The organism is Pusillimonas sp. NJUB218 (assembly GCF_003788685.1).
Classification (GTDB): domain Bacteria; phylum Pseudomonadota; class Gammaproteobacteria; order Burkholderiales; family Burkholderiaceae_B; genus Neopusillimonas.
On the sequence record NZ_NQMK01000003.1, the window covers coordinates 155102 to 180851 of the forward strand.

A 25750-nucleotide genomic window follows, 5' to 3' on the forward strand; every position below is an offset into this window, starting at 1 on the left:
CGATGGTAACGGTGTATGTGGCGCCGGTACCCGCCCAGATAGCGCCCGAATGGCTGTTGCGACTTTCTGAAGCTGAACTGGCGCGGGCCGAACGGTTTGTGCGTTTGCCTGACCGCCTGTCGTATCTGGCGGCGCATATTTTGCTGCAGGTCGCGCTCGATACTTATTGTGCCGAGCAGGCGCGCTGGCGTTATGCCACAGACCGATACGGCAAGCCTTATCTGGTCTCGCCTCGTCAAGACATTCACTTTAATCTTAGCCATACCGATGGATATGTCGCTGTCGCGCTGTCGCGGCGCGGCCCCGTGGGCGTCGACATTGAGTCGGATACCCGCGCGGGTGCGTTGCGGGAGATGGACGCGGCCTGGCTGTCGCCCGAAGAGATTTCGGTGCTGACCGCGCTGACGCCCGAGGCCCAGGATGCGCAACGGGTGGCATGGTGGGTGGCAAAAGAGGCCCTGATCAAAGCGGTCGGTCTTGGCCTGCGCATTGCGTTGCCGACTGTTGTATTGGGCGGGAGCCCGATACAGCCGACGCGCTTGCCTGACGCTTTTGCCCAACCGCATGAAGCCTGGCAAGTCTATGTCAAAGCCGGTTTTGGCTACCGGATTGGTGTGGCCGCCTCGTTCGGGCTGAGCGGGACCCGGGCGGTAACGTGGCTGAGCACTGATCTACGCCCGGGCAGCCTGCCAATACCAATGTTTACCCCGTAGCAGACTTTCCCGCTCTGGTCGCAATCACCTGGGTCAGTTCAGATACTGACGATGCAGCGAACAAATCCATCAGCGTTACGTCGTGCCCGGTCGACTCACGAATCTTGCTGATCAGCTGCATGGCCAGCAACGAGTGCCCACCCAAATCGAAAAAGCTGTCCTGAAGTGAGCAGTCGGGCGCGCCCAGCACTTCCCGGAAAAACTGCAGCAGTGTTTGATCCAGCGACGTGTCGGCTGCTGCCGATGAGGTTGTTTTGATCGGGACCTGCTGTGTTTGGGCCGCAGTGGCTGCGTCAGGGTCAGTTAGGTCGTCGCGCAGCCAAGTACGGGTTTGCTTCATTAGCGCTGGAAGATCGTTGACAGCAATTGCGACGCGCGTAAGGCGGGTCTGGAGAACGCGTCGGAGCGCTGCCGGGCCTTCGTCAGCCCGTAAGCCGTGGTCCGGCGGTAAGGGCGGTAAACCCGCCCGACGACGGGCAGCCTCGGTCATGCCCGCACCTACCCAGTCATCCCAGTTAATGGTCACGACATGCCATGGCTGCCGAGCGGCCAAGGCGCTGGCCGCCCCATCTAAATACGCGTTGGCCGCGCTGTAGGCTACCTGGCCGAACTTGGCGGCAGGTAAAAATGACCCCAGCGTTGAGCACAACACGACAAACTGCAGGGGTTGGTTGGCTAATGCGTGTTCTATACCGTGAAGACCGGCAATTTTTGGGGCCAGTACCGTATTGATCGATGTCTGGTCGCGTCGCGCCATGACGCCACCGTAGTCCGCGACACCCGCGGCGTGAACCACCCCATGAATTGGGCCGGCGTGTTGCTGCCAGTTGTGCAGGGCCTGGGCAAAAGCCGTCTCATCGGCCAGGTCAACCGACAGATGGCTGACCCGCGCGCCAAACTGCTCAAGCGAAGCGCGCAGGTCTTGCGGCAAACTGGGTTGCCGCGTGACCAACAGCAAATGAGGTTTATCGACCCGTCGGGCTATGTCTTTGGCAAAGGCTTGCCCCACGCCGCCGGTGGCTCCCGTAATCAACACGGTGGCATGCCGGGGCAGCGGCCATGTATCTCCTTTGGGAACATCGACACGTGTTACCTGCTCAGTCCAGTATTTCCCCTGGCGTCGCGCAACGAACAGTCCCGCGCGCTCGGTTTGCAGCCAGGCATGGATGTCAGCCGCCATTGGCGTGTCGGTGGTCCTTGGCAGGTCCAGTCCGGCAAAACGGTGTTCGGGGAACTCGTGTGCCAATACCTGGAAAGCCGCGATGAGTGCCGCATGGGTTGGGTTGGCGACTTCCTCCATGCCCGTAGACGCGCCGGCATAGGTGATCAGGTCGATGTGCAGGGTAGCGGGATGACGCTGACGAAGGGTGTCGCGCACGCGCATCAGTATGTCGCTGATACGTTGTTGGGCCTGCAGGGCATTGTCGTCTGGGCCCGGCGTCGCCAGTATCAGCAGATGTGTGCAGTCATCGCCCACCGTGCCAGGAAGCCCGTCTGAGCTCATGGCGATGTTGACGTGGTAGCCCTTGGATCGCAGGTTGTCGGCCAGTATCTCGGCCGGGTTATCCGATTCGCAGTAAATCTGTATCGGGTCGGCGCGGACATTATCGGCGGCAGGCAAGCGGCAGAGCACCCATTGCGGTGCGTAAAACCAGTCGTCGGGGGCTGGCTTGGATGGCTTGGGCGTTGCCGACGCAGACGACGTAAGGCCCGTTTGGGGGGCGGGCCTGAAAGTTTGATGCGCCCAAGGATAAGGCGGCAGGGCAATGCGTCGGCCCGGCGCTGTATTGAAGGCCTTCCAGTCAATATCGATACCGGCCTCCCACAACTGCGCCGCACTCTGCTGATAGGCCGGCGGGTTAGGCTCGAAGGTGGTAGCTGTGGCGTTGGCCGGTGCGCTGTCCAGCGTGGGCAGAGTGATCAGCCCTTGTCCCCGCGCCAGCAGCGACAGCACTTGCCCGGGGCCGGCTTCGATGGCCAGCGACGCGCCTTTGTCTTGTAACGTGCGTAGTCCGTCCATGAACTTTACTGGCGCCAGCATATGTTGTGCCCAATAGTCCGCAGAAACGGCCTGTTCAGGTGATATCCATGTGCCGGTCAGGTTGGACACAAATTTGCGGGTTGGACGGTTCAGTTTGCGCGTGCGCAAGAAGGCGCTTAGCCCTTCGGCGGCCGCCGTCATCGCGCGCGAATGGAATGCGTGGGAGGTGCGCAGGCGCTGAACGGCAATGCCTTGTGCCGAAAGCTGTTCTGCGACGGCGCTGACGATCTCGTGCGGGCCTGAAACTACGGCCTGTCGTGGGCCATTGATGGCCGCTAGGTCGAGCATGGGGTGAAGGTTCAACACTTGGTTGACTGACTGTTCGTCCAGGGCAACGGCCAACATTGCACCGCCCGGCATGGCTGCCATAAGGCGCGCTCGCTCGGCTACGCTTTCCAGGGCGTCGTCTACCGAAAACACGCCGGCCAGGCAGGCCGCAGTGTATTCCCCCAGTGAGTGGCCCAGCATGGCGTCTGTTTTGACACCGATGGACGACCACCACTGAGCGCATGCCAGACTGATTGCAAAAATAGCGGGTTGGGCAATCCGTGTGTCTTGCCATTGCTCGGGGGTGAGATGGCCGTTGTACAGGGCGTCTTTTAAAGACAGCGATAGCAGCGGCTGCAATCGGTCGGACAAGTCTTCCAGGTGGTCACGAAAGCCTGCATGCTGATGGAACAAAGCGTGACCCATGCCTGGGTGCTGAGCGCCTTGCCCCGGCAGCAGTAGGGCGATCTTCGATGGCTTGCGCGTCGACGCTGTTGGTGTATCGACGCTTTCCAGCATCTGACGCAGTGCGGGACACGCGTTGGACACAAAGGCTTTGCGTACTTTGAGTCTGGCGCGGCCGCGTTGCAGCGATGTAGCAACATCAGACAAGCTTTCGTTCCGGTCGAGTGACGCCAGTCGTTTTGCCAGGCTGCGGGCAACTTGTGGAAGTTGTGTTGCCGTAGCGGCCGAGATCGGTACCAGTTGCCAGGCGGCTTGCGACGATGTCGGCCGGGGTGGCGCATCGGGGCCCTGTTCGAGAATGACATGGGCATTGGTGCCGCCGATGCCGAACGCACTAATGCCGGCCCGTAGCGGGCGGCCTGGGGCAACGAGTTTGCGCCCTTCGCTGACAATATCGAACCAGCGATTCGGGCCGGGGTCGAGCTTAGGGTTTGGAGTTGCAGCGTGCAGGCTGGCTGGCATGAAACCGTGATGCAGGCTGAGCGCAGCCTTGATGAAACCGGCGATGCCGGCAGCGGCGTCGGCGTGGCCGATATTGCTTTTGACGGCCCCGATCAGCAAGGGAGCGTCGCGTTTGCCGTAAACCCGGCCCAGCGCGGTAATTTCAACGGGGTCGCCCAGTGCGGTACCCGTACCGTGTGCTTCGATAAGGTCGACATCGTTGCTGTTTAGCTTGGCCGCCGACAGTGCTGCCTGGATGGCCTTGACCTGACCATCGACGCCTGGCGCGGCGAAGCTCATCTTTCGGGCTCCGTCATTGCTGACCCCAGTGCCTTTGATCACCGCATAAATGCGATTGCCGTCGCGCTTGGCTTGTGAAAGTGGCTTAAGCAGCACTACGCCCATTCCTGCGCCGGGAACAGTGCCGGCAGCGTCAGCCGAGAAAGGTCGGCAATGGCCGTCGGGTGACAGAATCATGCCGGGCTCATATGTATAGCCTTGCTGCTCGGGGTAGGTGACAGCAACGCCGCCCGCGAGCGCCATGTCGCAGCGCCCACTGCGCAGGGCATCGACGGCCTGTGAGACTGCGATCAGCGAGGTCGAGCAGGCCGACTGAACCGTGACGGCGGGTCCGGTGAGGTCGAGCCGATAGGCGACCTGGGTGGCTAGAAAGTCTTTGTCGTTGGCGGTGATGGCATGAAAGCCAGCCGATCCCTCAAGGTTTTCCCCAGCTGGGGCCAGTACTTCTTTCAGCCATGTGTTATGACCGCATCCGGCAAATACGCCCACATGACCACCGGGGACCTCGCCGGCGTCTTCGAAAGCGTTCCAAACCCCTTCCAGAAATAGTCTGTGCTGTGGATCGAGCAACTGCGCGTCGCGTGGACCAATGCCGAAAAACTCGGCATCAAACTGGTCACTGCGGCTAATGATGCCCCGTCGCGGAACGTAATTTTCATGCGTCATCACTTGTGCCGGTACACCCGCGGCCGCCAGGCTGGCCGCGTCGAAGGTATGTATGCCTTCGCGTCCTTCGTACAGCATTTCCCAGAAGGCATCCACCGAATCGGCCCCGGGGAAGCGGCATGCAATGCCGATAACCGCAATGTCGTCGGTTTCGCCATTGGAGGCATGTGCGTCAATGACGGGCTGCTGCGCGGATAACCACGTTGCCAGCCCATGAATGGTGGCGTGCTCGAACAGTACTTTTGTGGGTACGTTGACGTTGAAGGTGTCGCGCAAAATGGGCTGCATTTTGACGAGCAGCAGCGATTGTCCGCCCAGGTCGAAGAAGTTGCGGTGTCTGTCAATGCGGGTTTGGCCCAGCAGTTTGGACCATATGGGTTCAAGCGTCTGAGCCACGACATCGATCAGATTGGCGGGCGTGCGGGTTGCCTGTGCCTGTGTATCGGCGCGTTCGGGGGCGGTTGTAACGTTGTCGTTGGCTGCGGGCAGGGCAGACCAGTCTATCTTGCCATTGGTGGTCAGCGGGATGTGGTCAATGATCTGGAACCGGGTGGGTACCAGGTGCCCTGGCAGGCGGTGACTCAAGCCTTGGCGTAATGCCGCAAGGTCGATCAAGGCGCCCGCTGCAGGTAACACCCAGGCGCATAAAACAGCCTCGTCGGCGGCTGACGTAACACCGACCAGCGCCTTGTCGATGGGAGCCAGGTGTTCGATGCTGCGTTCTATTTCGCCCGGTTCGACCCGGTAGCCCCGCACTTTTATTTGGCGGTCAATACGCCCGATGAAGGTCAGAACGCCGTCGGCGTCAATGCTGACTTTATCGCCCGAATGATAGATTCGGGCGATGCCATCGGGCTGCCATGGGTCGAGGTGGAAACGTTCGGCTGTCAGGTCGGGACGATTCAAGTATCCGGGGCCAACGCCCTCGCCGCCAATGACCAGTTCGCCTTCGCCGCCTGGCGGCACCAGTAAGCCGTCCAGGTCGACGACGTAGGCGCACACATGCGCGGCTGGCTGGCCGATCGGAACCGGGTCGCTGGTGCTTGATACCAGGTGCAAGGTGGCGCATACCGAGGTCTCGCTGGGGCCATAGCCATTGAAAAAGCGCCGCCCGTCGGCCCATTTGGGGATCAGTGCAGCTGGGCAGGCCTCTCCTGCAACAATAATCGTCGTTAACGCGGGCAATGGCCGTTTGGGCAGGGCAATCAGTAAAGAGGGCGGCAGGGTGGCGATGGTAATGGCTTGGCGTGCCAGGTCGTCGAGCAGCTCTTCGCCAAAGCCGACGGCGTTGGGGTTCGGGATATACAGGGTGGCGCCGGCCCCCAGCGCCATGAAAATCTCCCAAATCGAAGCGTCGAACGCCAACGACGCAAACTGCAGCACCCGATCGGCCGGCTGGGGGTCGATGTGATGTTGCTGGACTCGCAGCATGTTGGCCAGCCCCTGATGCCGGGTGATGGCGCCCTTGGGCTTTCCGGTCGAGCCCGAGGTGTAAATCAGATAAGCAGGCCAATCGGGCGAAATGACAGCGGGTGAGACCTGTGTATTTAAAGCCGGCGTCTCAGGGGGCGGCAATGTGTCGAAAATGATCGGTTGGGTGCTGCGCCCGACGGAGCCTGCGTGGTCGGTCAGTCCGGACTCGGTGACTCGCCAGTTGGCTTGGCTGTCGTCAAGAATCATGGCGACCCGGTCGCTTGGGTAGCTGGCGTCGATGGGGATGGCCATGCCACCGGCTTTCATAATGGCCAAAAGGGCCACGACTGCACGGGCGCCACGGGGCAGATGCAGGGCAACCGTGTCTTTGGGGCGAATGCCTTGGGCCTGTAGTTCTGCGCACAGGGCATTGGTGGCGTGCCTTAATGCGGCATAAGACAATGTCCCGTCGTGTGCGTTTATGGCTGGGTGGTCGGGGATCACGTCGGCCCATTGGTCGACTTGTTCCGGTGCCATGGTGGCGGGCCGTTTCGTATCGGGGCCGTGGGTTACGGCCAGTCGGGAGGCAAGCGTCTCGGCATCGTAAAGCGATAGCGTGTTCAGACGCGCCTCGGGTTGTGTGACCATGCCACGCAACATTTGATGCCAGTGTTGAAGCATCGCCTGGCCCACACGATCGGTTAGACGTGAGGCGTCCCATGCCAGTGTCAGGCCAGCGTCGTTGCCTGTCGTCATGATGGCGGTGACGGCAAAATTGGTTTGCTCCAGCACGGCGCTGACCGACACATTAAGCTCACCAGCGACCAGATTGTCGGGACGAGGGTAGTTCTGTACCAGCAGCAGCGTATCGAACAAAGGGCTTGCAGACGTGCAGCCTGCCGATTGCAAGATGTCCTCAAGGCCGATGAATGCATGGTCTGCGCGGTCAAACGACTGTTGCCGCAAGGCGTCAAGCAGTGTCCGCAGCGTCATGTCGGGGTGCATGTCGGCCCAGACGGGGACCGTATTGATGGTCATGCCAACCAGGGCGTCTGCGTTCGGAGTTGCGGGTGGTCGGTGCGCGAATGTAATCCCGAACGTGACGGTGTTGCTGTACTGATAGCGGCGCAGCAGCATGGCCCACGAGGCTTGTATCAACACCCCCAACGGAACGCCGTGTTGTCGGCACATGGCGCCCAGCGCATCGCGCATGGCGGGGTCAAGAGTGACGTGGCTGTGCTGTTGTGCTTTGGCGGGCGCGCTGGTGCCGGTTGGCTGCCGGCCAATCAGGGTGGGTGTCGCGTCGGCCAATTTTTGGGCCCACCATTGGCGGGCGGCTGTTGCATCGAGCGCGTCCCAATGTCTGACGAAGTCGGCCCAGTCCGGTGCCTCGGGCAAGCTTGCGGCTTGCCCTGTTGACATGTGGCGGTACAGGGTCATCCACTCTTGCATCAATATTGATACTGACCAGCCGTCCACAATAAGGTGGTGGCAGCTCCAGATCCAGTCGTAGTGCTGCTCGTCACGCCGAATCAGGTGCATGCGCATGAGCGGCGGATTATGCAGGTCAAAGCCTTTGCGTCTATCCGCTTGTATCAAGGCGTCGAGATAGCCTTGCGCTGTCGCTGGTTCGATACTGCGCCAGTCGTAGTCATGCCAGGGCAGCTCGGCGCTGGCGGCAATATGTTGGAACGGCTGTTCGCTCGCGTCGAAATCGAAACTACAGCGCAGTGCGCCATGTCGAGCCAGCAGTTCAGCCCAGGACTTCTTCAGCGTGTGGGTGTCCAGCGGGCCAGTTAAACGGAAGTGGATCTGGTCGAAATAGGTGTCGGCGTCGTGCAGGCTATGAAGCAAAATGGCATGTTGCAGCGGCGTTACCGGCAGCTGCGCTGCCGGGTCGTCGGCCTTTGCATCGTTGTCATCAGTTTCGCGATAGCCGCAGGCATGTGCCAGCTGGGCAATGGCAACCGCGAGCGCATCCATCAGGGCCGCCGCCGCGGCGTCGCTGCCTGGCCCTGCCGCGTAATTGATGGCTAAGCGCAGTCGGCCCGCCACCACGCCGGCGTTCAGCTCTATGCGGTGACTACGTGCCAGGTTGGCTGCAATGGTTGGGCCGGTGTCGGCGTCTACGGGTTGGAAAGCAGCCTGTGTCCAGCCATCGAGTACTCCGACGTAGTTAAGGAGCACATCGGCGGGCGGCAAGGCGGCTAGCGCTGCGGCCGCCGCCGGGTTGTCACCGTACCGCAGCAAGCCGTAACTCAGGCCGTCGTGCGGGCACTGTGCCAAGGCCGATTTCACCTGTGCTGCCATGAGGGCAGGGTCGGTTTGAGCAGGCAGCGTTAGCGGAATGACTGACGTAAACCAGCCTACGGTCTCTGTAATGTCGAGGTCATCGATGGGCATGCCCCGACCATTGCGCTCAAGATCGACTCGTAGCACGCGTCCATGTTGGCTGGCATGCGCCATGGCGAGCGTTGCAAGCAGGGCTTCGTCCATGCGCAAGCCCAGCGCTGCCGGTACTTTGCGCAACAGATGTTGCGTCAAGGCGGGTGGCAGTTCGTGTACATGACTGCGGGCGTCGGCTTCGATGCCGGGGTTGGCCGGCAGCGCCGGTGCCAGACGGTCTGGTACGGGCGATAGCGAATTTACCCAGAAAGACAGGGCGCCCTGAACTTCGGGACGTTGGCTGTAGGCCGCCAGTGCTGCTGCCCAGCGACGGTACGGTGTGCCATGGCGATGCAAGGCCGCCGGGTAGCCGTGTACCAGCGACTCGTAAGCGTTTTGCAGGTCGCGCAGCACAACTTGCCACGATAAGACATCAACGCACAGGTGATGCACCGTCAGCATGAGTTGGTGGTCAGTGGGGAATGCGACGGCGGCAACGTTCAAACCCGAAGCAGGGTCCAACCGGGTTTGAGCGTTCTCTAGCGCGTGTTTGCGTTGCTCTGCCCAGTCGGCATCCGGCATATTTGCCGGACGTGTCAGGACTTCAAAGTAAGGCGCGGGTCGATGCGTCGGGATGGTGTACTGTGCTGCTGGGCCCGGGGTCCCGGTAACTTGCAGTCCAAACACTTCGTGACACTTGATCACTGCATCAAGGGCTGCTTGCAGCGCGTTCAAATCCAAGGGGGTCGGCAGCGCAATAACAACGGCTTGATTAAAGTGTTGCCAGGTGCCGCGCATTTCGCCTTTGAACCACGCCAGTATTGGTGCGGCCCAAACGGGCCCGGTGGCATCGCCGCTCTCGGCCGTAAGTGTTTGCGCTATCGCATTTTGGGCAATAGCGCGTACGGTCTGGTGTTCGAAAATGGTTTTCGCAGATAAGTCCAGGCCCGCGCGTCGGGCGCGTGAAATGACCTGAAGGCTGCTGATTGAATCGCCGCCGAGATCGAAGAAATTATCGTCAGGCCCAATCGCGGTACGCTGCAGCACTTCGCCAAACAAGCGGGCTACCAGTCGTTCTTCGTGGCTATCCAAGGGGACAGCAGCATGGGTTTCGGGGGCCTGCGCGATCTGCACGGCCAAGGCCCGATAGTCGGTTTTGCCTTGAACGGTACGCGGTAGGGCGGCCAGTGAGAGGATCTGGTCGGGGATCAGCACGTCGGGCAGACGATTCTTCAGCAGGTCTTTCAAGCCGGAGGCGGAGCGGCCGCTGATGAACGCAAAAAGGCTGTTGCGTTGTCCGGTGCGATGCACAACGGCGGCCGCTTCGGTAATGCCATCAATTTGCAGCAGCGCGTTTTCCAACGTGGCCGGTGCGACACGAATACCGCGGATCTTGACTTGCCGGTCGCGTCGACCCAAGCACCATAGATTGCCGTCCAGGCTCATGCGGCCCAGGTCACCGGTGCGCAGCGCGTCTAAGGGTGTCAGTTTGTCTTCGGTGTCCGGCAGGTGCATTAACGCTTTGCCGCGTACGCGGATCTCGCCCAGGCATAGCGGTGGTACGGGCTCATTGTCGGGCCCGACGATGTCTATTTCTACATTATGGATGGGTGCGCCCAGGGGCAGGGTCGACCAATCGGCCGGCACTTGGGTGACTTCAAAGAAACTTGCCGATACCGTCGTTTCAGTCAGGCCATAGCCGCAAAGCAGCGTGCAATGTGGCGCACGCGCCAGCCATGTGCGGGCAGCCTCTGCCTGCACCGCTTCGCTGCCAGTGATCAGTAACCTCAAAGTGGGGGGTACGTGACCGCCGCCAACCAATAGTTCGTGAACCCAGGTGTGCCAGTAGGCCGCGGGCAGGTTGGCCACACTGATGGCTTGCGTTATTAAGGCTTGTGTAAAAGCCTCGAGATCGCGGGTATGCGTACGGCCCAGTTGTACTAGTGTGGCGCCCGTCAGCAGGCTGGGGACGACCTCTTCAATGAATACGTCAAACGATGGAATGGCAAATTGCAGTACCCGATCTGCGTCACGCAGCCCGAAGCGCTGGCTGATATCGAGCGCATGATTCAGCAGACTTTCGTGCGTGATGAAGACGGGCTTGGGTTGCCCGGTAGACCCCGAGGTAAAGCACACATAGGCTGCCTGATCAAGGGCGTTCTTTATCGGCAGTGTTTCAAGCGCAGGCGGGTTTGCGAGTGCCGTCGACAAAACTGACTCGATGCTGGCACAAGCCAGGGCGTCTGTATGAACTGCATCGAGGTCAGGGCTGTCGGAGCCGGTCAGGATCAGGTCGATACTGACGTTGCGTACCCGCTCGGCGATGGCTTCAACAGGTCCAGTCGTCGGTAAAAATACAGCATGGGCGCCAATACGCCAGATGGCCAGCAGCGCCGGGGTCAGTTCTGTCAGGCGCGGGACACAGAGCCCGATGCCAGACCGATGTCCAAGCCCCCGGGCCGTTAGCGCGCGGGCGATGTCATGCGTGCGTGTCAGAAGGTCCGCGACCGATAGGCTCGTGGTCGCATCTTCAATTACGCAGCGATCAGCGGGTAGGGTGTGAAGGCTCCGATTGATCAGGGCGTCGACGGACTCGTTGGGCAGCGCTGTGACGGGACCTTGCCAACGAGCCACACGGATAGGTTCTGGCTGGGGTGTGCCAGCGGTCTGACAACATAAATCGACGTACTGCCGCAAAAATTCGGCAATGGTTTCGGGCTCGAAAAGATCCGGGTCGTATTCCAGATGAGCGACATATGGAAACGCCGGGTCGGTCGAACGTTCGATGCTCAGGTTCAGGTCGACCTCGGGGGCGAGCAGTGTCGATGGCAGAACGGTAATGTCGATGCCCGGCAGTTTCGGGATATCGAGTGCCTGCGCCTGCAATACAAACATGGCCTGGAATAGCGGGTTGCGGTTCAGGTGTCGGCGCGGGTTGAGTGCGCTGACGATCTGGTCCAGCGAAACCGGCGGGCGTGCCAGCGTGGTCAGCAGTGTGTGCTTGATGACGTTGACGCGGGCGGGCAGCGCGTCTTCCGGCTCGAACTGCAGTCGCAGCGGCAGCGTTCGGACCATAAACCCCACCATGTCTTGCTCTTGACTTGTCTGGCGCGTAGACACCGGGCAGCCAATGACGATATCGGCGTCACCACTCCAGCGCTGTAACAGCTCGGCGTAGGTCGCCAGATACACCATAAAGGGAGTGACGCCCAGCGATCGGGCAACCTGGGTCAGGTCGGCGGATGCAGGGAGTGGCCGACTGATCATGGCGCCTTGGGTGCCTCGCTCTGCTGGTCGTGGGTGATCTAGCGGCAGATTGATTTCGGCGGGTGCGTCTTCAAGTATTTTGCACCAGTCGGCCAAGGCCTGGGCATCGGGGGCAGTTGGGGCAGACTCGTGTAGCCGGTCGGCAAACTGTAGCGCTTTGCCGATGGTCTGGCTTTGCAACGCGGCAAAACAGTCATTGATGACAATGGCCATCGATGTCCGGTCAGCAATGATGTGATGAATTAAAAAGGTAAGTTGATGGTGCTTGCCCAGAGGTTGAAGCATGACCCGAAACAGTCGGTCGGTGGGTAAAGTCCGAGGCGTTTCTGCGGTACAGCGTTCCAGTGCGGGTAGCGTCGAGTTAAGTGTCAGCCACGGCGTGTTGTCTTCTTCGACCAGTTGCGCGGACAAAATACCGTGTTTATCGACAACTGCGGCGACGGCACGGCTCAGGGCATCGGTGTCAATCGGGCCACGCAATTCGAATGAGGCCTGCAGCACGAACCCTTGAGCGTTTTGGCTGAGCTTGTCCAGAAACCACAATCGCACTTGCTCTGGATTTAGCTTGAGTTTTGTTGTGGCTTGAGTGGCGGTAATGTGTTTCCCGGGCTGTGGGCCCTCGGGCAGCGACTGCATCATGAAGCTCCGTAGGTGGCGTTACGCCGCTCGTGCAGGTAAGCCGCCATTTCGTCGATGGTGGGGTGCCCAAAGATTTCGCCAATGGGCAGGGTCAGGCCAAAGGCGGCCTCAAGGCGTTCGTGTAGTTTTACGGTCAGCATCGAATGCCCGCCATAGTCAAAGAAACTGCGGTCGCGTTCGATATCGTCACGCTCAAGCAGCGCTTGCCAGCACGCTTCCAGAAAATCGCCAATATCACTTTCGTCATCTAAGGCGTACTGGATAGAGGGGGTGTTGGCGCGGGTTTCTGTGACCAAGTCTATTGGGTCGTTTGTCTCAAGCGCCAGTACTTCAGCGCTGGCGGGCGTTTGCGGCACATCGGCGGTCGGATCCGGTAAGGCTGACCAGTCGGTTTTGCCGTTGGCGTTGAGTGGCAAGGCGTCTAAAAAGATCCAGCGCCCGGGCAGGTAGGCGGTAGGAAGCCGCTGTTGTAGCCACTGTCGCAAATCGTCGTCGGTGGTGTCTTGGGTGAGTCGTACGACCCACGCTACGATTTGCTTGTCGTTGTGGCTGTCGGGGCGCGTTCCCACAGCTGCCTGCGAAACGCCGGGATGCGCGCGCAGGTTGATTTCGATTTCTTCAGGGTCAATGCGTTGCCCACGAATTTTGATCTGGCGATCTTTGCGGCCCAATATCCATACGTGTCCGTCATGATCCATCCAGGCCTGGTCACCGGTGCGGTAGGCCCGGCAGGTGGCGCCGAAAACCGAAGTTGTTTTAAATGCTGCGGATAGTGTCTGTGCGTGCCCGTGATAGCCGTCGGTAACCTGGGGGCCGGCAATCAAGAGTTCGCCGGGCATGCCGCACAGTACCGGTCGGCCAGCCTCATCGACGATAGCCAGTTGGTTGCCGGCAATAGCCTTGCCCAGTGCGCCGGGCTGCAAACCTGGGCGGTAGCGGGCCAAGGTAGCCGTGACTGTAGCTTCGGTGGGGCCATAGGCAATGTCGACTTGCCCCTGCTTTGACCAGGCCAAAAGGGTAGGTTCCGGGCAAATCTCGCCGCCGACAATCACGTGCTGCAGCGAAGGGTGGGACTGTGCAGGCGTGGCATGCAGCACTGCGGCGGGTACTTGCATATGAGTGATGGCATGGCGTTCGATCGCCTGGTTCAGCGAGTTGCCCGGCATGACATCGTGCTGCGGCAATACCACCAGATGGGCACCGCAGGCCCAGGCCATGGCGATGTCCGACAGAGCAACATCGAATGCAGGCGCTACGACTTGCAGTATGCGGTTGCCCGGTGCCAGCTTGTAGTGGGTGGCAAGACTCTGCCCCAGCCGGATCAGCGCGTCGTGACGCACCGGCACGCCCTTGGGCTTGCCGGTCGAGCCCGATGTGTACACTATTGCGGCGACCGGGTTGGCGGGTATTGCCGTATTGGCGGTGTCCGGGAAAGCAGGGTTTTGCTGGGCGGCAATGCCTTCTTTGACGAGGGCGAGGCCGTCGAGGGCCGGATCGTCCAGCCACAGCGTTACCCCGGCGTCTTTGACGATGAAATCAATGCGCTCTGTTGGCCATAATGGGTCGAAAATGACGACGGTGGCGCCGGATTTCCAGAGGGCCAGGAGCGTTGTGAGCCATCGGGTTGAGCGCGTTGCGCACAGCCCAGCGACGGCCGGTGCGCCGTAGGCTTTGCGAATTGCCTCGGCCATTTGATCGGCCTGCGTATTCAATTGTGCCGCAGTCAACTGACTTAAGTCATCACTGGCAAGAATCAGGTCAGGGCAAGATTGCGCCAGGGTCGTGATCAGGTCGTTTAGTCGTAGCGATGTTGCCGGTACGGCATCTGCCATGCCCGACAGCGCCAGGTGATGGCGCATGCCCGTACCCCAGGGCGACGCGCTCGAGTTCCCGTTTTCAAAGTGCGCTGCCGTGGCAGCCTGGTTCAGCAAGTGTCCCAGAAGGTCGGCCAACGTTCGGGCAAATGTGCCCTGAATCCGTCCGCTGTCATATTCAATGTCGAATGTGGTGCCGTTGTCGCCGTCGGCCCTGATGATCAGTGCAATGTCGACGCGGGCCTGGGTGGCGCGTGCTTGCCCCAGGCATTCGACCGCCAGTCCGGGAATATCCAATGTCCAGTCGAAATCTTGTTCGGGGACGATCATGACTTGCAGGTCGTCGCCGTCATCGTCAAGCCCTTTCCAGCCTTGATCCTGAAGCCAGAAAGTCGGGACGTCCTGGAACTCGATCGCCTGCAGAAACTGCTGACGTATGGTGTCCAGGGTTTGAGCGTGCGATGTTGCCTGCGCTGTCGCATCGAAACGCCCCAGCACCGTGTTCGCTAAAAAGCCGACGGTGTTCTCCCACTCCGGGCGATGTCGCCCGGCCTCGGGAAAGCCAATAGTCACCGGGCCGTTCTGTGTGTTGAACTGCTGTAGCGCGACGGTGAGTGCATACAGGCCGATGATAAAGGGCGTGACATGTTGAGCGGGCGGTGCATGGTGTGAGCCCGACAGCCGAGCGACGGCCAGTCGCGCCAATGGGCCGCCCCGTTTGACGCCGCGGGCAACGGGTGGACAGCGCGGGCAGGCGGCTGCGGCCAGGTAGTCGCGATAGGTCCCCAGCTTTGAGGAAATGTCCGGCATCAGCGCCGACTGCTCGCGGGCCACATCGTCAATGCCGGCGGGTGCGCTGGCAGGCAGTATGTTGTGCCCCGGCGATGACAGGTATATCTCGGCCAGGTCACGTGTCAGTCTTTCGCTGGACCAGCCGTCTAGCATCGCGTGGTGGGCCAACATAAACAGATAAGTTTTATTGTTGGCGGCCGTGCAAATGTCGACCCGGATCAAGGGTTCGTCGGGCAGCGAAAAGGGGATCTGCGCCAATTGGTCACGATACGTCCGCGCCGCCTCATCATCCATGGCTGGGTCGTGACGTACGGTAACGGGTAGTACAGTGCCCGGAGGCAGGGTCAGTTGTGACCACTGCCCCAGCTCAAGCACCAGGTGAGTGCGCAGGGCGGCGTGGCGGTCAGATAGTTTCTGTAGGGTTCCAACTAACAGGGCCACGTCGGGGACGTTGTCGAAACGATGCGCAATCGCAAGGTTATAGGCAGTACGGCTCGGGTTAGCTACGTATTCTCGAACCAGCCATTGCTGGTTAAACGTGAGTGGCGCGCGTTGCGGCTGGGTCGCGGGCAGTGGCTTTGGCGGTGTTTCTGAGGGTGGGGCTGCTTTGGCGCTTGACTGTAGCCGCACGCCTAGATGGCGCAAGCGTTCGGCAATACCGGAAAGAGTAGGGGTTTCGAACAGCCACCGAGCCTGCGCGGTCACGCCTGTCGCACGCTGTAGCGTGTTCATGGCCATAATGGCTTTTAAAGAGGTCCCCCCCTGGTCGAAGAAGTGGGCGTGACGGTGAGCGATTGAGCGTCCTAATACGCTTGACCATTGCTGGGCAAGCATGCGTTCGATGTCGTCTTGCGGCGCTTCGTGTGTGACCTCGCTTTCGGAGCCCTGGCTGTCGATGGCCAACTGGGCTATACGTGCATCGTCGGTTTTACCGGTTGGGCCGGCCGGCAGCGTGTCCAACCATATAAACCGTGTCGGGATTGCGGCGCGCGGCAATTGGCTTTGCATCCACGCACGAAGTTGCGCCTGATCAAGTGGGGCACGCCCAACGACGGCGGCCGCCAGCCAGGGTCGGTCGTTCGGGTCGACCAGTACGACACGGCAAGCATCGATGCCGGGGTACGCACTCAGGGCGGTTTCGATCTCGAGTGCGTCGATACGCACACCCTCGAGTTTGAACTGACGGTCTTGGCGGCCAAGCAGCACGGTGGGACCCTGCGGTATTTTTATGGCCGAATCGCCGCTTAAAAAGGCGCGCTGCCCGCCGAAGGCCGGTAAGGCGCAAAAGCGCTGCTCGGTCAGTTCGGGGGTGTCGAGATAGCCTTCTGCAAGGCCGATACCACTGATGGCGAGTTCTCCGGGGAAACCGTCGGGTACGGCATGCCCAGTGCTGTCGACGATGGCCATTGCCATGCCGGGCAAGGGCTCGCCGATATCGCAACGGGCGCCCACCGGTCGTCGAATTTCGGCCCAGCTGGCGTCAGCGGTGACTTCGGATGACCCATAGATATTGATCAGACGGCAGTCAGGTAATCGGTCGAGCAACTGGCTTGCGAGCGTCGGATGTAGTGACTCGCCGCTACTGGTGCAAAGCCGCAAATGTCTTAATTGGATGTCGATATTATCGACATGATCCAGCATCGCCTGCAGCAGGGTGGGTACGGCTACCAGTCGCGTCACCCGGTGCTGATCAATCAGGTGAGCCAGAGCAACAGGGTCAGTGGCGATGTCATCCGAGGCGATAGCCAAGGGTATGCCGGCGCATAGTGGGCCGAGCATTTCGGCAAATACGTCGACAAACCCGGGGGATGTTTTCAGGCAGGCGATATCGTTAGGCTGTGCAGGAAACGTTTGCCGATACCAGCGTAGCCGGTTAAGCAGTGCGCTTTGCGTGCAGACAACGCCTTTGGGTGTGCCGGTTGAGCCCGATGTAAAGGCGATGAAGGCGGTAGGTACAGCGTCTGTCGTTGGCGCCGGCGCGGTGCCGGACTCGGGCGTGGTAGAGGGTATTGCCGGATGAAGGATAGCGACGTTGGCCCCGGTTGGGGGCGGGTTGTCAGGGGGCGCGATAATGAGCGCCGGCCGAGCGACTGACAAAATGTGTTGTTGTCGCTTTGCGGGGTGCGCTGGGTCGAGCAAGATCATGACGCCACCGACCTTCAGGCACGCGAGTACTGCGGTGACCAGGTCGCTTGAACGAGGTAGCCAAAGGGCGACTTTGCAACCCATGTAAAACGAAGGGTGGTTGGCAATGCGCATCGCCAGTGCATTAATCCGGCGCACTAGCTCGGCATTTTCGATGGCGTGTTCGCCATCGATCAGTGCGATTTGGCCGGGTTTCGCCATCGCCTGTTGCATGAAGTCATCGAAGACGGTTGCTTCGGCATTGTCTGATAACGCTGTGACGACGGCGTACTGCTTGGTCGACAGTGCGCAAGTGCTGACTGGCGCCGTTTGGTTTTGAGGCTCAAGGGCCCACTGCACCAGGGTCGACCACGCTTGCACAAGTATTTGGGCGAAGCCCTGAGGAAACTGTCCTGAGCGGCATTCGATGACCGCGTCGAAGCCGTCATTCTCAATAATTTCAATGACAAGGTCGGTCCGCGGGGTCGCCATTGGCAGTGGCGATGCCTGGGCCAGGGTGACGTCGAGCCGAGGCAGAACATTGAACATGATTTGCGCCAAGGGCGGTTTGCCCGGCTGGCGCTCGGGTTTGACCGTCTCAACAATGTGTGCAAAACCAAGGTTTGCGTGCGCAAGGTCTTGTACAACCTGTTGTTGTAGGGCGAGCAAGGCGTCTGGGAATGTCGCGTGAGGGTCTGGGTGGCAGCGCAGGGGCACCAGGTCGCTCAGGCAGCCGACAACATGTTCGGCGCCCGGTCGGTTTCTGTTGGTCAGCGTAGTCGCAATAACCACTTCGGTCTGGCGTGACAGGCGCAACAACACATAAGTCAGTGCCGTCAGAAAGAAAAAATAGGGCGTAGTCTTAAGTTGATGGCAGGCGGTACGCAGTCGATTGGCTTGTTCCGCGCTTAGCGTGGCCCGAAAGGCATCGTAAGGTGTTTCGCCGTCGTGCTTGAACAAGGTGACCGGCGCCTGGAAATAGGCGGGTGCGTTTTGCAGCCGTTCGCGCCAATAGGCTTGCAAGGCTTGTGTCTCTGCGGCTTTGGCCGGCCTTGCGGCCGGACTAAAGTCGCGGGGTTGCAAGGGGGCTGGCGTTGCGGGCGATATGCCCTGCAAGTGTTGTATGAGCTCATTGGCCAGCGTTTGAATACCAAACCAGTCGCAGATGGCATGGTGCATCAGCCACACCACGCCGCAACATTGCTCGCCCTTGATAATTGGAAAAATGCGCCAGTTATCATTCAAATTGATAGACAAGCTTTGCGATGACATCAGGCCGTGCAGTTCGGACGCTGAAGGCGCGAGCAGTGGCGGGCCGAACTCAAAGGTGAATTGGGCAGGAGGGATCACCTGCGCATAAATGACACCGTTCTGGGGCTCGTGCCGCGTACGCAGCGTTTCGTGTCGCAAGACCAGGGCCTGCACGGCCTTATTTAATTGCGGTAGGGTGCAGGGCTCCAGAAATTCTAAATGCAGGCCCAGGCAGTTCACCAGGGCATTACCTTCCAGAGACTCCTGCAACCACATGCGCTGCACCGGGCTTGCGGCGGCCCAGGGAGTTGCGCCGTCTGGCCTGTTGTGCGTGTCGTGCTGTTTAAGCAGGCCTTTTTTTTGCAGCAAGGCCTGCAGTGCCTGGTGGTTTTGTGATGAAAGCTGCTTCATGGGGCCAATGCGTCGGGCGGCGGTTCAATGCCGTCTATCACTTGGCTTAAATGGGCGATGACGGTGTCAAAGAGTTCGGGGTCAGTGGTTTGCTTGCGCAGGTAGTGAGCCAATGCGTTCGGAGTTGGGTGCTGGAATATGGCCGCGACCGGAATTTCGGTGAAAAACCATTCTGAAAGCTGGGCCGCCAATTGGGTGGCTTTTACCGAGTCGCCGCCAACCAGAAAAAAGTCGTCGTCGACGCTGGGTGTGCCGATGTCGATGGCTGCGGCAATAAAGCTCGCAATACACGGCGCTGCCGGGTCGTTGGTGGTGGCCTTGGTTTGCAGTGTGGACTGACCTAAACGTGCGAGATCAAGCAAACCTTCGGAGGTGCGCGGCGCCCCTTTTGTGCTGTAAACAGGCATCCAGCGTGCGGCCCCATGAGCGTCGGGCAGGCAGACTGCGCCCGCATGAGGCGCCCAGGCAGACGGTTCGAGCATTGGTGTTGCCGGGCGGATGGTACGCCAGGCGTTTTGAGGGTGTTGGTCGTCGAGGCCGGCGCAAATGACGCCTCCGGGGGCTGATAATGCCCACTGGATGATGGCGCGCCCGGCTGTCGGCTGGACGGGAAGTAAGCCGTCGTTGGCCAGTAGTGCTGCGTTCGTGCGTGCCCGGCTTAGACCGGTGTCGTCCCAAGCAGAAAAAGCCACGACTGTCGGGGCGGGCCCCGCGCTTCGTCCGGCCTGTGCCTGGGCGATAAACGCCGCCTGCTGCGCAGCATAGCTTTTGATGCGCGCCCCGTTGACGCCGGCCACCGAGCTGACGACCAGCAGCTTTAGTTTGGCTTTGTCGCATGCCAGGGCGTTTAGCGCGTTTAGCGTGCCCGTCGTGGCATCCAGGCCAGTCTGAAACTGCGCGTCGTCCCAGTGTTCGTCGCCCGATAGGTCGACGCCGGCGGCATGCACAGCACCTTGCAATACTGTACCGCTCAGGCGCTCGGCCTCGTTGACTTCGTTGCTAAGTGCCTGGGCGTCTGACACATGGGTGTACCTGACCCATCCGCCTTGGCTAAGCCGATCAAGCCGTTGCTGTTTTTCTGCTGACAGTTGTGTGGCGGGCGTTGTCCCTGTGACGATCAGGCTTGCTCCCAGCGATTGGAGCGCCAGGCAGCATTGTTCACCGACGCCGCCCAGCCCCCCGGCGACCAGCCATAGCTCCGATTCCGAAGGGGGTCTCTTGGGTGGCAGCTCGGTTATTGGATTGAGCCTGGGCGCCAGAAACTGCCCTTGGCGCCAGGCCAGCAGCGGTTCGAAATGTGAAGGCGCGCTGAGCGCTGTCTCGGCCTGCGCGATAGGGGGCAAGTCGACCAGCGACCAGATAACCGGGTCTTTGGCAAGGTTGAAGCTGCCAACAAGACCCGAAAGCGTTGCGGCTTCGTCGTCGATGGCGTCTTCTGGCCCGCTAAAAACACTTTTGGTGGCAACAATACGAATGTGCCACGGGCCGTTGCCCTCTGGCGTATCGTCTTCGCGTATGGCGTGGGCGAAGGCTTGCAGAAGGTCGTATGTCGACCCTTTGCGCAATGCGCTGTCTTGTAGCCGTGGGCGCAGATCGATAACGAGTAATTTTTGAGTGGCGGCGGCAAAGGCGCCCAGCAAATGTTGCAGCGGGTTGTTCTGTGCCGTGTCGGGCGCAACGATGACGTATGCCGTGACCGGCAGCGTTTGGCGGTGGTCGTGTACTGGCGCCCAGACTTGACGATGAAGTGCAACGCGATGTTGTTGTGCAGCCGCCAGGGCTTGCAAACGGGCCAGTGTGGTATTGAAGTGACCGGCTTCGAATTGTTCGCGTAGCTCACGCTTTACGATTTTGCCGATAGGCGTCCGCGGAAAATCGGCGGATTTCAAGGGTACAAAATGGTCGGCTGATATGGCGTGTGTTAAACGCAAGGCGTCGCGCATGGCCCCGATAACAGCCGATACAACCGGAGGGGTGTCCAGCCCCGATTCAGGGTAGGTCGAGAAGAACACGGCGATTTCTTCGGTGCTCGCCCCTGGCGGCCTGACTGGTACAACAGACAGGCAGGTCGGGTCGACGCCGGAAACTTTTGCCAACGTGTTTTCCAGCTCGTGAGCAAAGACGGTCACTCCCCTGACGTTCAGGGTGTCTTTTAAACGCCCGGTCAGGTATAGCTGGCCGTCGGCGATAAAACCTGCATCACCGCAATCAAACCATTCCGATCCGTTAACGCGCGCGCTATCGGGGGGTAAACCGAAATAGCGTGTCAGAAGCTGGGGTGAGCAGATCTGGATTTGACCGATCTCGCCTTCGGTAAGTGCCTGGTTGTCGTCGTCTACGACGCGGATTTTTGCGCCGGGAACTGCCGGCCCGAGGCTGCTGAAGGCCCCGATGGTGCTGCCCAAATGCCCGCAAGAGATAGCGGCGCAGGTTTCCGACATACCGAATGTCGGGACCATCGTGCTGGCCCGCATGCCATGTCTTGCCAGTTCGTTCACACATTTAAGCAAGGCCAGTTCATTGACGGCCTCGCCGCCGTTGAAGATGTGCCGCAAGCTGCTTAAATCGTATGTTCGAGAGGTGGCGCGCGCAGCCCGCCCCAGAAGTTCGTAGACAAAGTTGGGCGACCAGGTGATGCTGACTCTGCAGGCGTCGACCAAGGCCAGCCAGCGCTCGGGCTTGCCCAGAATGTAGCCAATGTCGGCATGAACTTGGTTCGCACACAGTGCGGTCGCACCCAAAACGACGAAGGCCAACCCCCCGATATGATCGCGAGGCATCCAGTTCAGGAACACGTCGTTGGTCGTGGCTGCGCAGCGTTGGCGCTGCACGCCGGCCACCATGCTTAACAACGCACGATGACTTTGCATGACGCCTTTGGGCACACCGGTGCTGCCGGATGTCATGATGATCAGGGCGATGTCGTCGGGTTGGGCAGTGTAAATACGTGCCTGGCTAGCCTGCGTTTTTAACAGGGCTTTTATGGTGACGACGCGCTGTGCGCTGAATGCCGGAATGTGTGCGCGTTGCGCGGCTGAGGCATCGTCGATGAGCAATATGGGGCCGTCTAAAACCTGGCTCACCGCCTGAAGCCGCTGGTAGGCGGTGTGGTCAGCTTGCGCGTCGGGCAGTTCGATGGCACTGGCATACAGGCCACCCAGAATAGCGGCCCACAGGCCGGTAATGAGCACTTCGGCATCGTTGCTGGCAATCAGCAGCGTGTCTGTGGGTTGCAGCCCGGCGTGTTGTAGCCCGGCAAGCACACATTGGGCCTGCTGAAAAAGTTTGGGGTAGCCAATACGTTTGACCTGGCCGTCGGGCAGGTAAATGACAACCTCGCCGGTCGATGTCGCGGCGCGTTGGATGGCCTCGGTACAGGTGGCTGGCAGGTCATTGGGCCAGACAAGCGGCCCGCCGTCGCTGATGGCCGGCTGGTTGCTACGTGACTGACCAATGACGGACGGGACAGGCGTGTGCTCGTCGGGCGTTTCGAGTGCGTTGTCGGCATAAATTGGCCCCAACGAAATGCGGGTGCCGATGGGTCGGGTGAGCGTGATGGCAACGTCTTGGGTGCCATTTTGTTGCACAAGCGCTTCGCACGCCTGACTGAGCGCGCTCGGCGTCCAGAGAGGCAAGGCGTTGGGTTCGGTATCCGATGGCGTCTGTGTGGTGGCCACAAGGTGCGCATTGGGGCCGACCCAGTCGGGTGGGTGTCGTGCAACGTCAAGGCTGGCGGGCCCACTGAGCCAGTAAATGTGTTTTGGGCCGTCGTTAAGCACAACCTGCTCGCCAACCACATGATGGATGCCTGGCAACTGGTTAAGTCGTTGCGCGACATCAATTGCATCTGCATCGGTCGGGTTGCGATCGAAAGCGTGTGGCGCAGACATGTGGAGGACCTCGGGTGTTATCGTGATCGGGCGGCAGGGTTGCGGTGATTGGGGCCGTCGTCTTTGTAGCCGCGCATGGCCTCGGGGGTGGGCGGCATGCCTTCGGCAAGGTTCGGATACATTGGCTGATTGCTCGTGGTCACCGTACCTGCAGGTTGCTCGGCCCCCTTGGTGGGGAGGATGTCTGAGGCCGCTTTGGCAGGGTGTGCATCGGTCTTCGGCGGTGTGTTGACCGTTACAGGCGACTGCCCCTTATCGGTAGCATCGAAAATTACGGGTAGTCCGCTTTCGCTGTTGCCGAAAATCACGATTTTGCTGTTAGGTGATTTGGCCAGTTCAAGGCTGGCTTCAATGCCGCGCCACTTCAGGTAGCTGTCTGATATAGCTGGGGCGATGGTTTCCTGAAATTTTCGAATGCCTTCGGCCTCGATTTCTTTACGTTGCGATTCGAGGGTTTCCCGCTGGACAATGAAGCGATACTCTTCCACGATCTGGGCCTGTTCGAGTTTGTTTTCGATGGCGCGTTTGATCTGCGGCGGCAACTCTACATTGCGGATGAGGACATCGGTGAGTTCGACGACGTCTTCGTCGTCGCGCATGTCGGGCGAGTCGCCCGCAATGCCGTTTTTGGGTGAGCCCTCGGTGATGAGCTCATAGAGTTGTTCTTGTACTTCGGTGCGTTTGCTGGTAAACAGAGCCTCGGCCGAGTAATTAGCTACTACCCGGCGCGCTGCCCAGCCGACTTTGGGTACAAGTAGCTTGTCGACATAGTTAGGGCCCATGGTCTGGTTAAGTATCACCAGATTATGCCGGATGATTCTCCACCGAATCGTGAGCGAAATATTGAAATGCAAACCGTCTTTGGACACGACCTGGAAGTCTTCGTCTTTGGTTTGCAGGCGCAGGTCGTAGGTGTAGAAGCGATCCCACGGCTGAATGAAGTGCATGCCTTCACGCAGCGGCCCAACCGAGCTTTGGCCCCCGATGGGAAAACGATGCCAAAGCACGCTGGCATGCCCGACCGGGGTGGTCTGCACTACTGAGTCCCACAAGACAATAACGAGAAAAATGACGACCAGAAGCAGGAAGATCAGGGTCGATGCCAGCCGGCGCAGAAGGTGTCGGAGCTTTACATTCATGGGGCTTCTACCTGGGTCATTTTCCCTTCAGACATATGGAAGCGCCGGTCGGCGCAATCAAAGTAGTTGTCGTCGTGGGTAATGCAGATAATGGTTTTACCTTGCGCTTTTAATTCGGGCAGAATTTTCGTGTAGAACATTTTGCGCGTGGCCGGGTCCTGGTCGGCTGCCCATTCGTCGAGCACCAGCACAGGGCGTTGCTCGGCAAGGGCCAGCGCGAGCGCCAGGCGTTTTCGTTGCCCTGTAGACAGCGCATCTGCGTCTATCTGGTCTGCGGGCCACTGTATTTTGTCGTTAATGCCCAGGCGCTCAAGCCATTGCGCCAGTATGTTGCGCCCGGTTTCGTCGAGCCCATAGGGCCGGGTGAACACATGGTAGTCGGCGAAGACGCCGGCAAATAGATTGCGATACCACTGTGGCGGGTTTGCCGCGATGTCGGTACCTTGAGCCGCCATAATGCCGGTGTCGCGCGGGTAAAGCCCTGTGAGCACGCGCAGCACGGTAGTTTTGCCGGAGCCATTGCCGCCCGTGATAAACAGGATTTCTCCGGGTTTGACGTCGAGACTGATGTCATTGATCTGAAACCCTGAGCCTGCGCCTTCCGGGACACGGTGCTCGTAGCTGACATTTTTAAGCGTCAGGCCGGTGAATTCGCCCGCGTCCGCGTCATGTTCGGTTGTGGCTGCGGGGTGGCAATTGTCGATCTGGCTTTCGAAACGGTTAATGTTGCCCATGGCAAAGCGGGCAATGGCGTAGTGCTGGATGCTATTGGCCAATGAGCCGACCGGCCCAATAAGAAACAATACAGCCATGACAATGCGGGAAATATCTTCGCCGGGGATGTCGGCCAGCAAGGGCAATAAAAAAACGACACTACCGGCCAAAAGATAGGATACCGAGGTGCCGGTGGTAAGGATCTGGGCCAGGATGTGCGCACTGGTTGAGCGGCTGGACGCTAACGCGGCAGAGGTATCGACCATGTCTTGTTCCAGGCCGGCGCGTCGGGCGGGGTTCAAACGCAGTTCTTTGCTGCCTTGTACTACCGCGTTGGCGTAATCGCGAAACCGTTGGCTGTCTTCCTCGGTTTCTTTAAGGGTGTTGTCCAGGTGCTTGTTGAGCGCAAGATAACCCAATACCGACAGACCCGCGACGACGGCCGTAAGCAGGCCTGCTGCTGGCGACAACACCAGCAAGTAGGCATACATGAAGACCAGCATGACCAGCCCCTCGACGCCGGCGACTAGCGGTACGACCGCCTGCGAGAGCGACTCGTATGATGCTGAAATGCCATTGATGACCCGGTTGCCGCCCAGGTTCTCGAGATCGCGCAGCGACAAATTAAGGGTTTTGCCCAAAATGCGTTGCCGTTTTGCATGCAGGGCTTGTTCGATTTGGGCGGCGGTTTTGGCAACCAGCAGCCGTTGCGAAAATCGGTACACCAGCAGCAGCACAATGAAGAAAACGGCAATTAGCGTGGAGTAGCCGTGCTGCTCCAGCAGTTCCGATTCGGTATTGAGCAATACCAAAATACCGGTGCCTGCCGCTGCCGACAAAATGGCATAGGCCAGCAAGAACCCGCGGGCACCATTTTGGGTGCCGGCTTTAATGAACGACAGCAAAGAAAAAGGGGCTTGGCTGCCCCTTTTTTTTGAGCGGCCCAGCAGCCCTAGAAGGAATTCCCCGGTGCTTTGGGTATCAGGAGGCTTGGCCATTGACGGTGCCGAAAGATGTG

The 25750-nt window shown here is 59.9% G+C and carries 6 protein-coding genes; 1 reads left to right on the forward strand and 5 read right to left on the reverse strand.

The features are described 5' to 3' along the window. The first annotated feature begins 2 nt into the window (after nt 1–2). Nucleotides 3–713, forward strand: coding sequence for a 4'-phosphopantetheinyl transferase superfamily protein (locus CHR62_RS05755; protein WP_233574894.1), 711 nt, complete (start codon nt 3–5; stop codon nt 711–713). Here CHR62_RS05755 and CHR62_RS05760 read toward each other — a convergent pair. The 5 genes from CHR62_RS05760 to CHR62_RS05780 are packed head-to-tail and all read right to left on the reverse strand — an operon-like array spanning nt 703 to nt 25730. Further along, on the reverse strand, nt 703–12597 hold the full coding sequence (locus CHR62_RS05760) for a non-ribosomal peptide synthetase/type I polyketide synthase (RefSeq protein ID WP_123660318.1): 11895 nt from the start codon (nt 12595–12597) through the stop codon (nt 703–705). The genes CHR62_RS05755 and CHR62_RS05760 overlap by 11 nt on opposite strands. Then, nucleotides 12594–18989 carry an AMP-binding protein gene (locus CHR62_RS05765; RefSeq protein ID WP_123660319.1) on the reverse strand — a complete coding sequence of 2132 codons (6396 nt, stop codon included), beginning with the start codon at nt 18987–18989 and terminating at the stop codon, nt 12594–12596. The genes CHR62_RS05760 and CHR62_RS05765 overlap by 4 nt, the downstream gene beginning before the upstream one ends. Then, on the reverse strand, nt 18986–22879 hold the full coding sequence (locus tag CHR62_RS05770) for an AMP-binding protein (protein ID WP_123660320.1): 3894 nt from the start codon (nt 22877–22879) through the stop codon (nt 18986–18988). The genes CHR62_RS05765 and CHR62_RS05770 overlap by 4 nt, the downstream gene beginning before the upstream one ends. A 17-nt stretch (nt 22880–22896) precedes the next feature. Then, nucleotides 22897–24018: a prohibitin family protein gene (locus CHR62_RS05775; RefSeq protein WP_123660321.1), complete on the reverse strand. Its 1122-nt coding sequence runs from the start codon at nt 24016–24018 to the stop codon at nt 22897–22899. Next, nucleotides 24015–25730: a cyclic peptide export ABC transporter gene (locus CHR62_RS05780; RefSeq protein ID WP_123660322.1), complete on the reverse strand. Its 1716-nt coding sequence runs from the start codon at nt 25728–25730 to the stop codon at nt 24015–24017. The genes CHR62_RS05775 and CHR62_RS05780 overlap by 4 nt, the downstream gene beginning before the upstream one ends. Nucleotides 25731–25750: the final 20 nt, after the last annotated feature.

Coding starts and splice junctions, on each gene's coding strand:
- CHR62_RS05755 (WP_233574894.1), top strand. CDS start 3: ATGGTAACGGTGTATGTGGCGCCGGTACCCGCCCAGATAGCGCCCGAA.
- CHR62_RS05760 (WP_123660318.1), bottom strand. CDS start 12,597: ATGATGCAGTCGCTGCCCGAGGGCCCACAGCCCGGGAAACACATTACC.
- CHR62_RS05765 (WP_123660319.1), bottom strand. CDS start 18,989: ATGAAGCAGCTTTCATCACAAAACCACCAGGCACTGCAGGCCTTGCTG.
- CHR62_RS05770 (WP_123660320.1), bottom strand. CDS start 22,879: ATGTCTGCGCCACACGCTTTCGATCGCAACCCGACCGATGCAGATGCA.
- CHR62_RS05775 (WP_123660321.1), bottom strand. CDS start 24,018: ATGAATGTAAAGCTCCGACACCTTCTGCGCCGGCTGGCATCGACCCTG.
- CHR62_RS05780 (WP_123660322.1), bottom strand. CDS start 25,730: ATGGCCAAGCCTCCTGATACCCAAAGCACCGGGGAATTCCTTCTAGGG.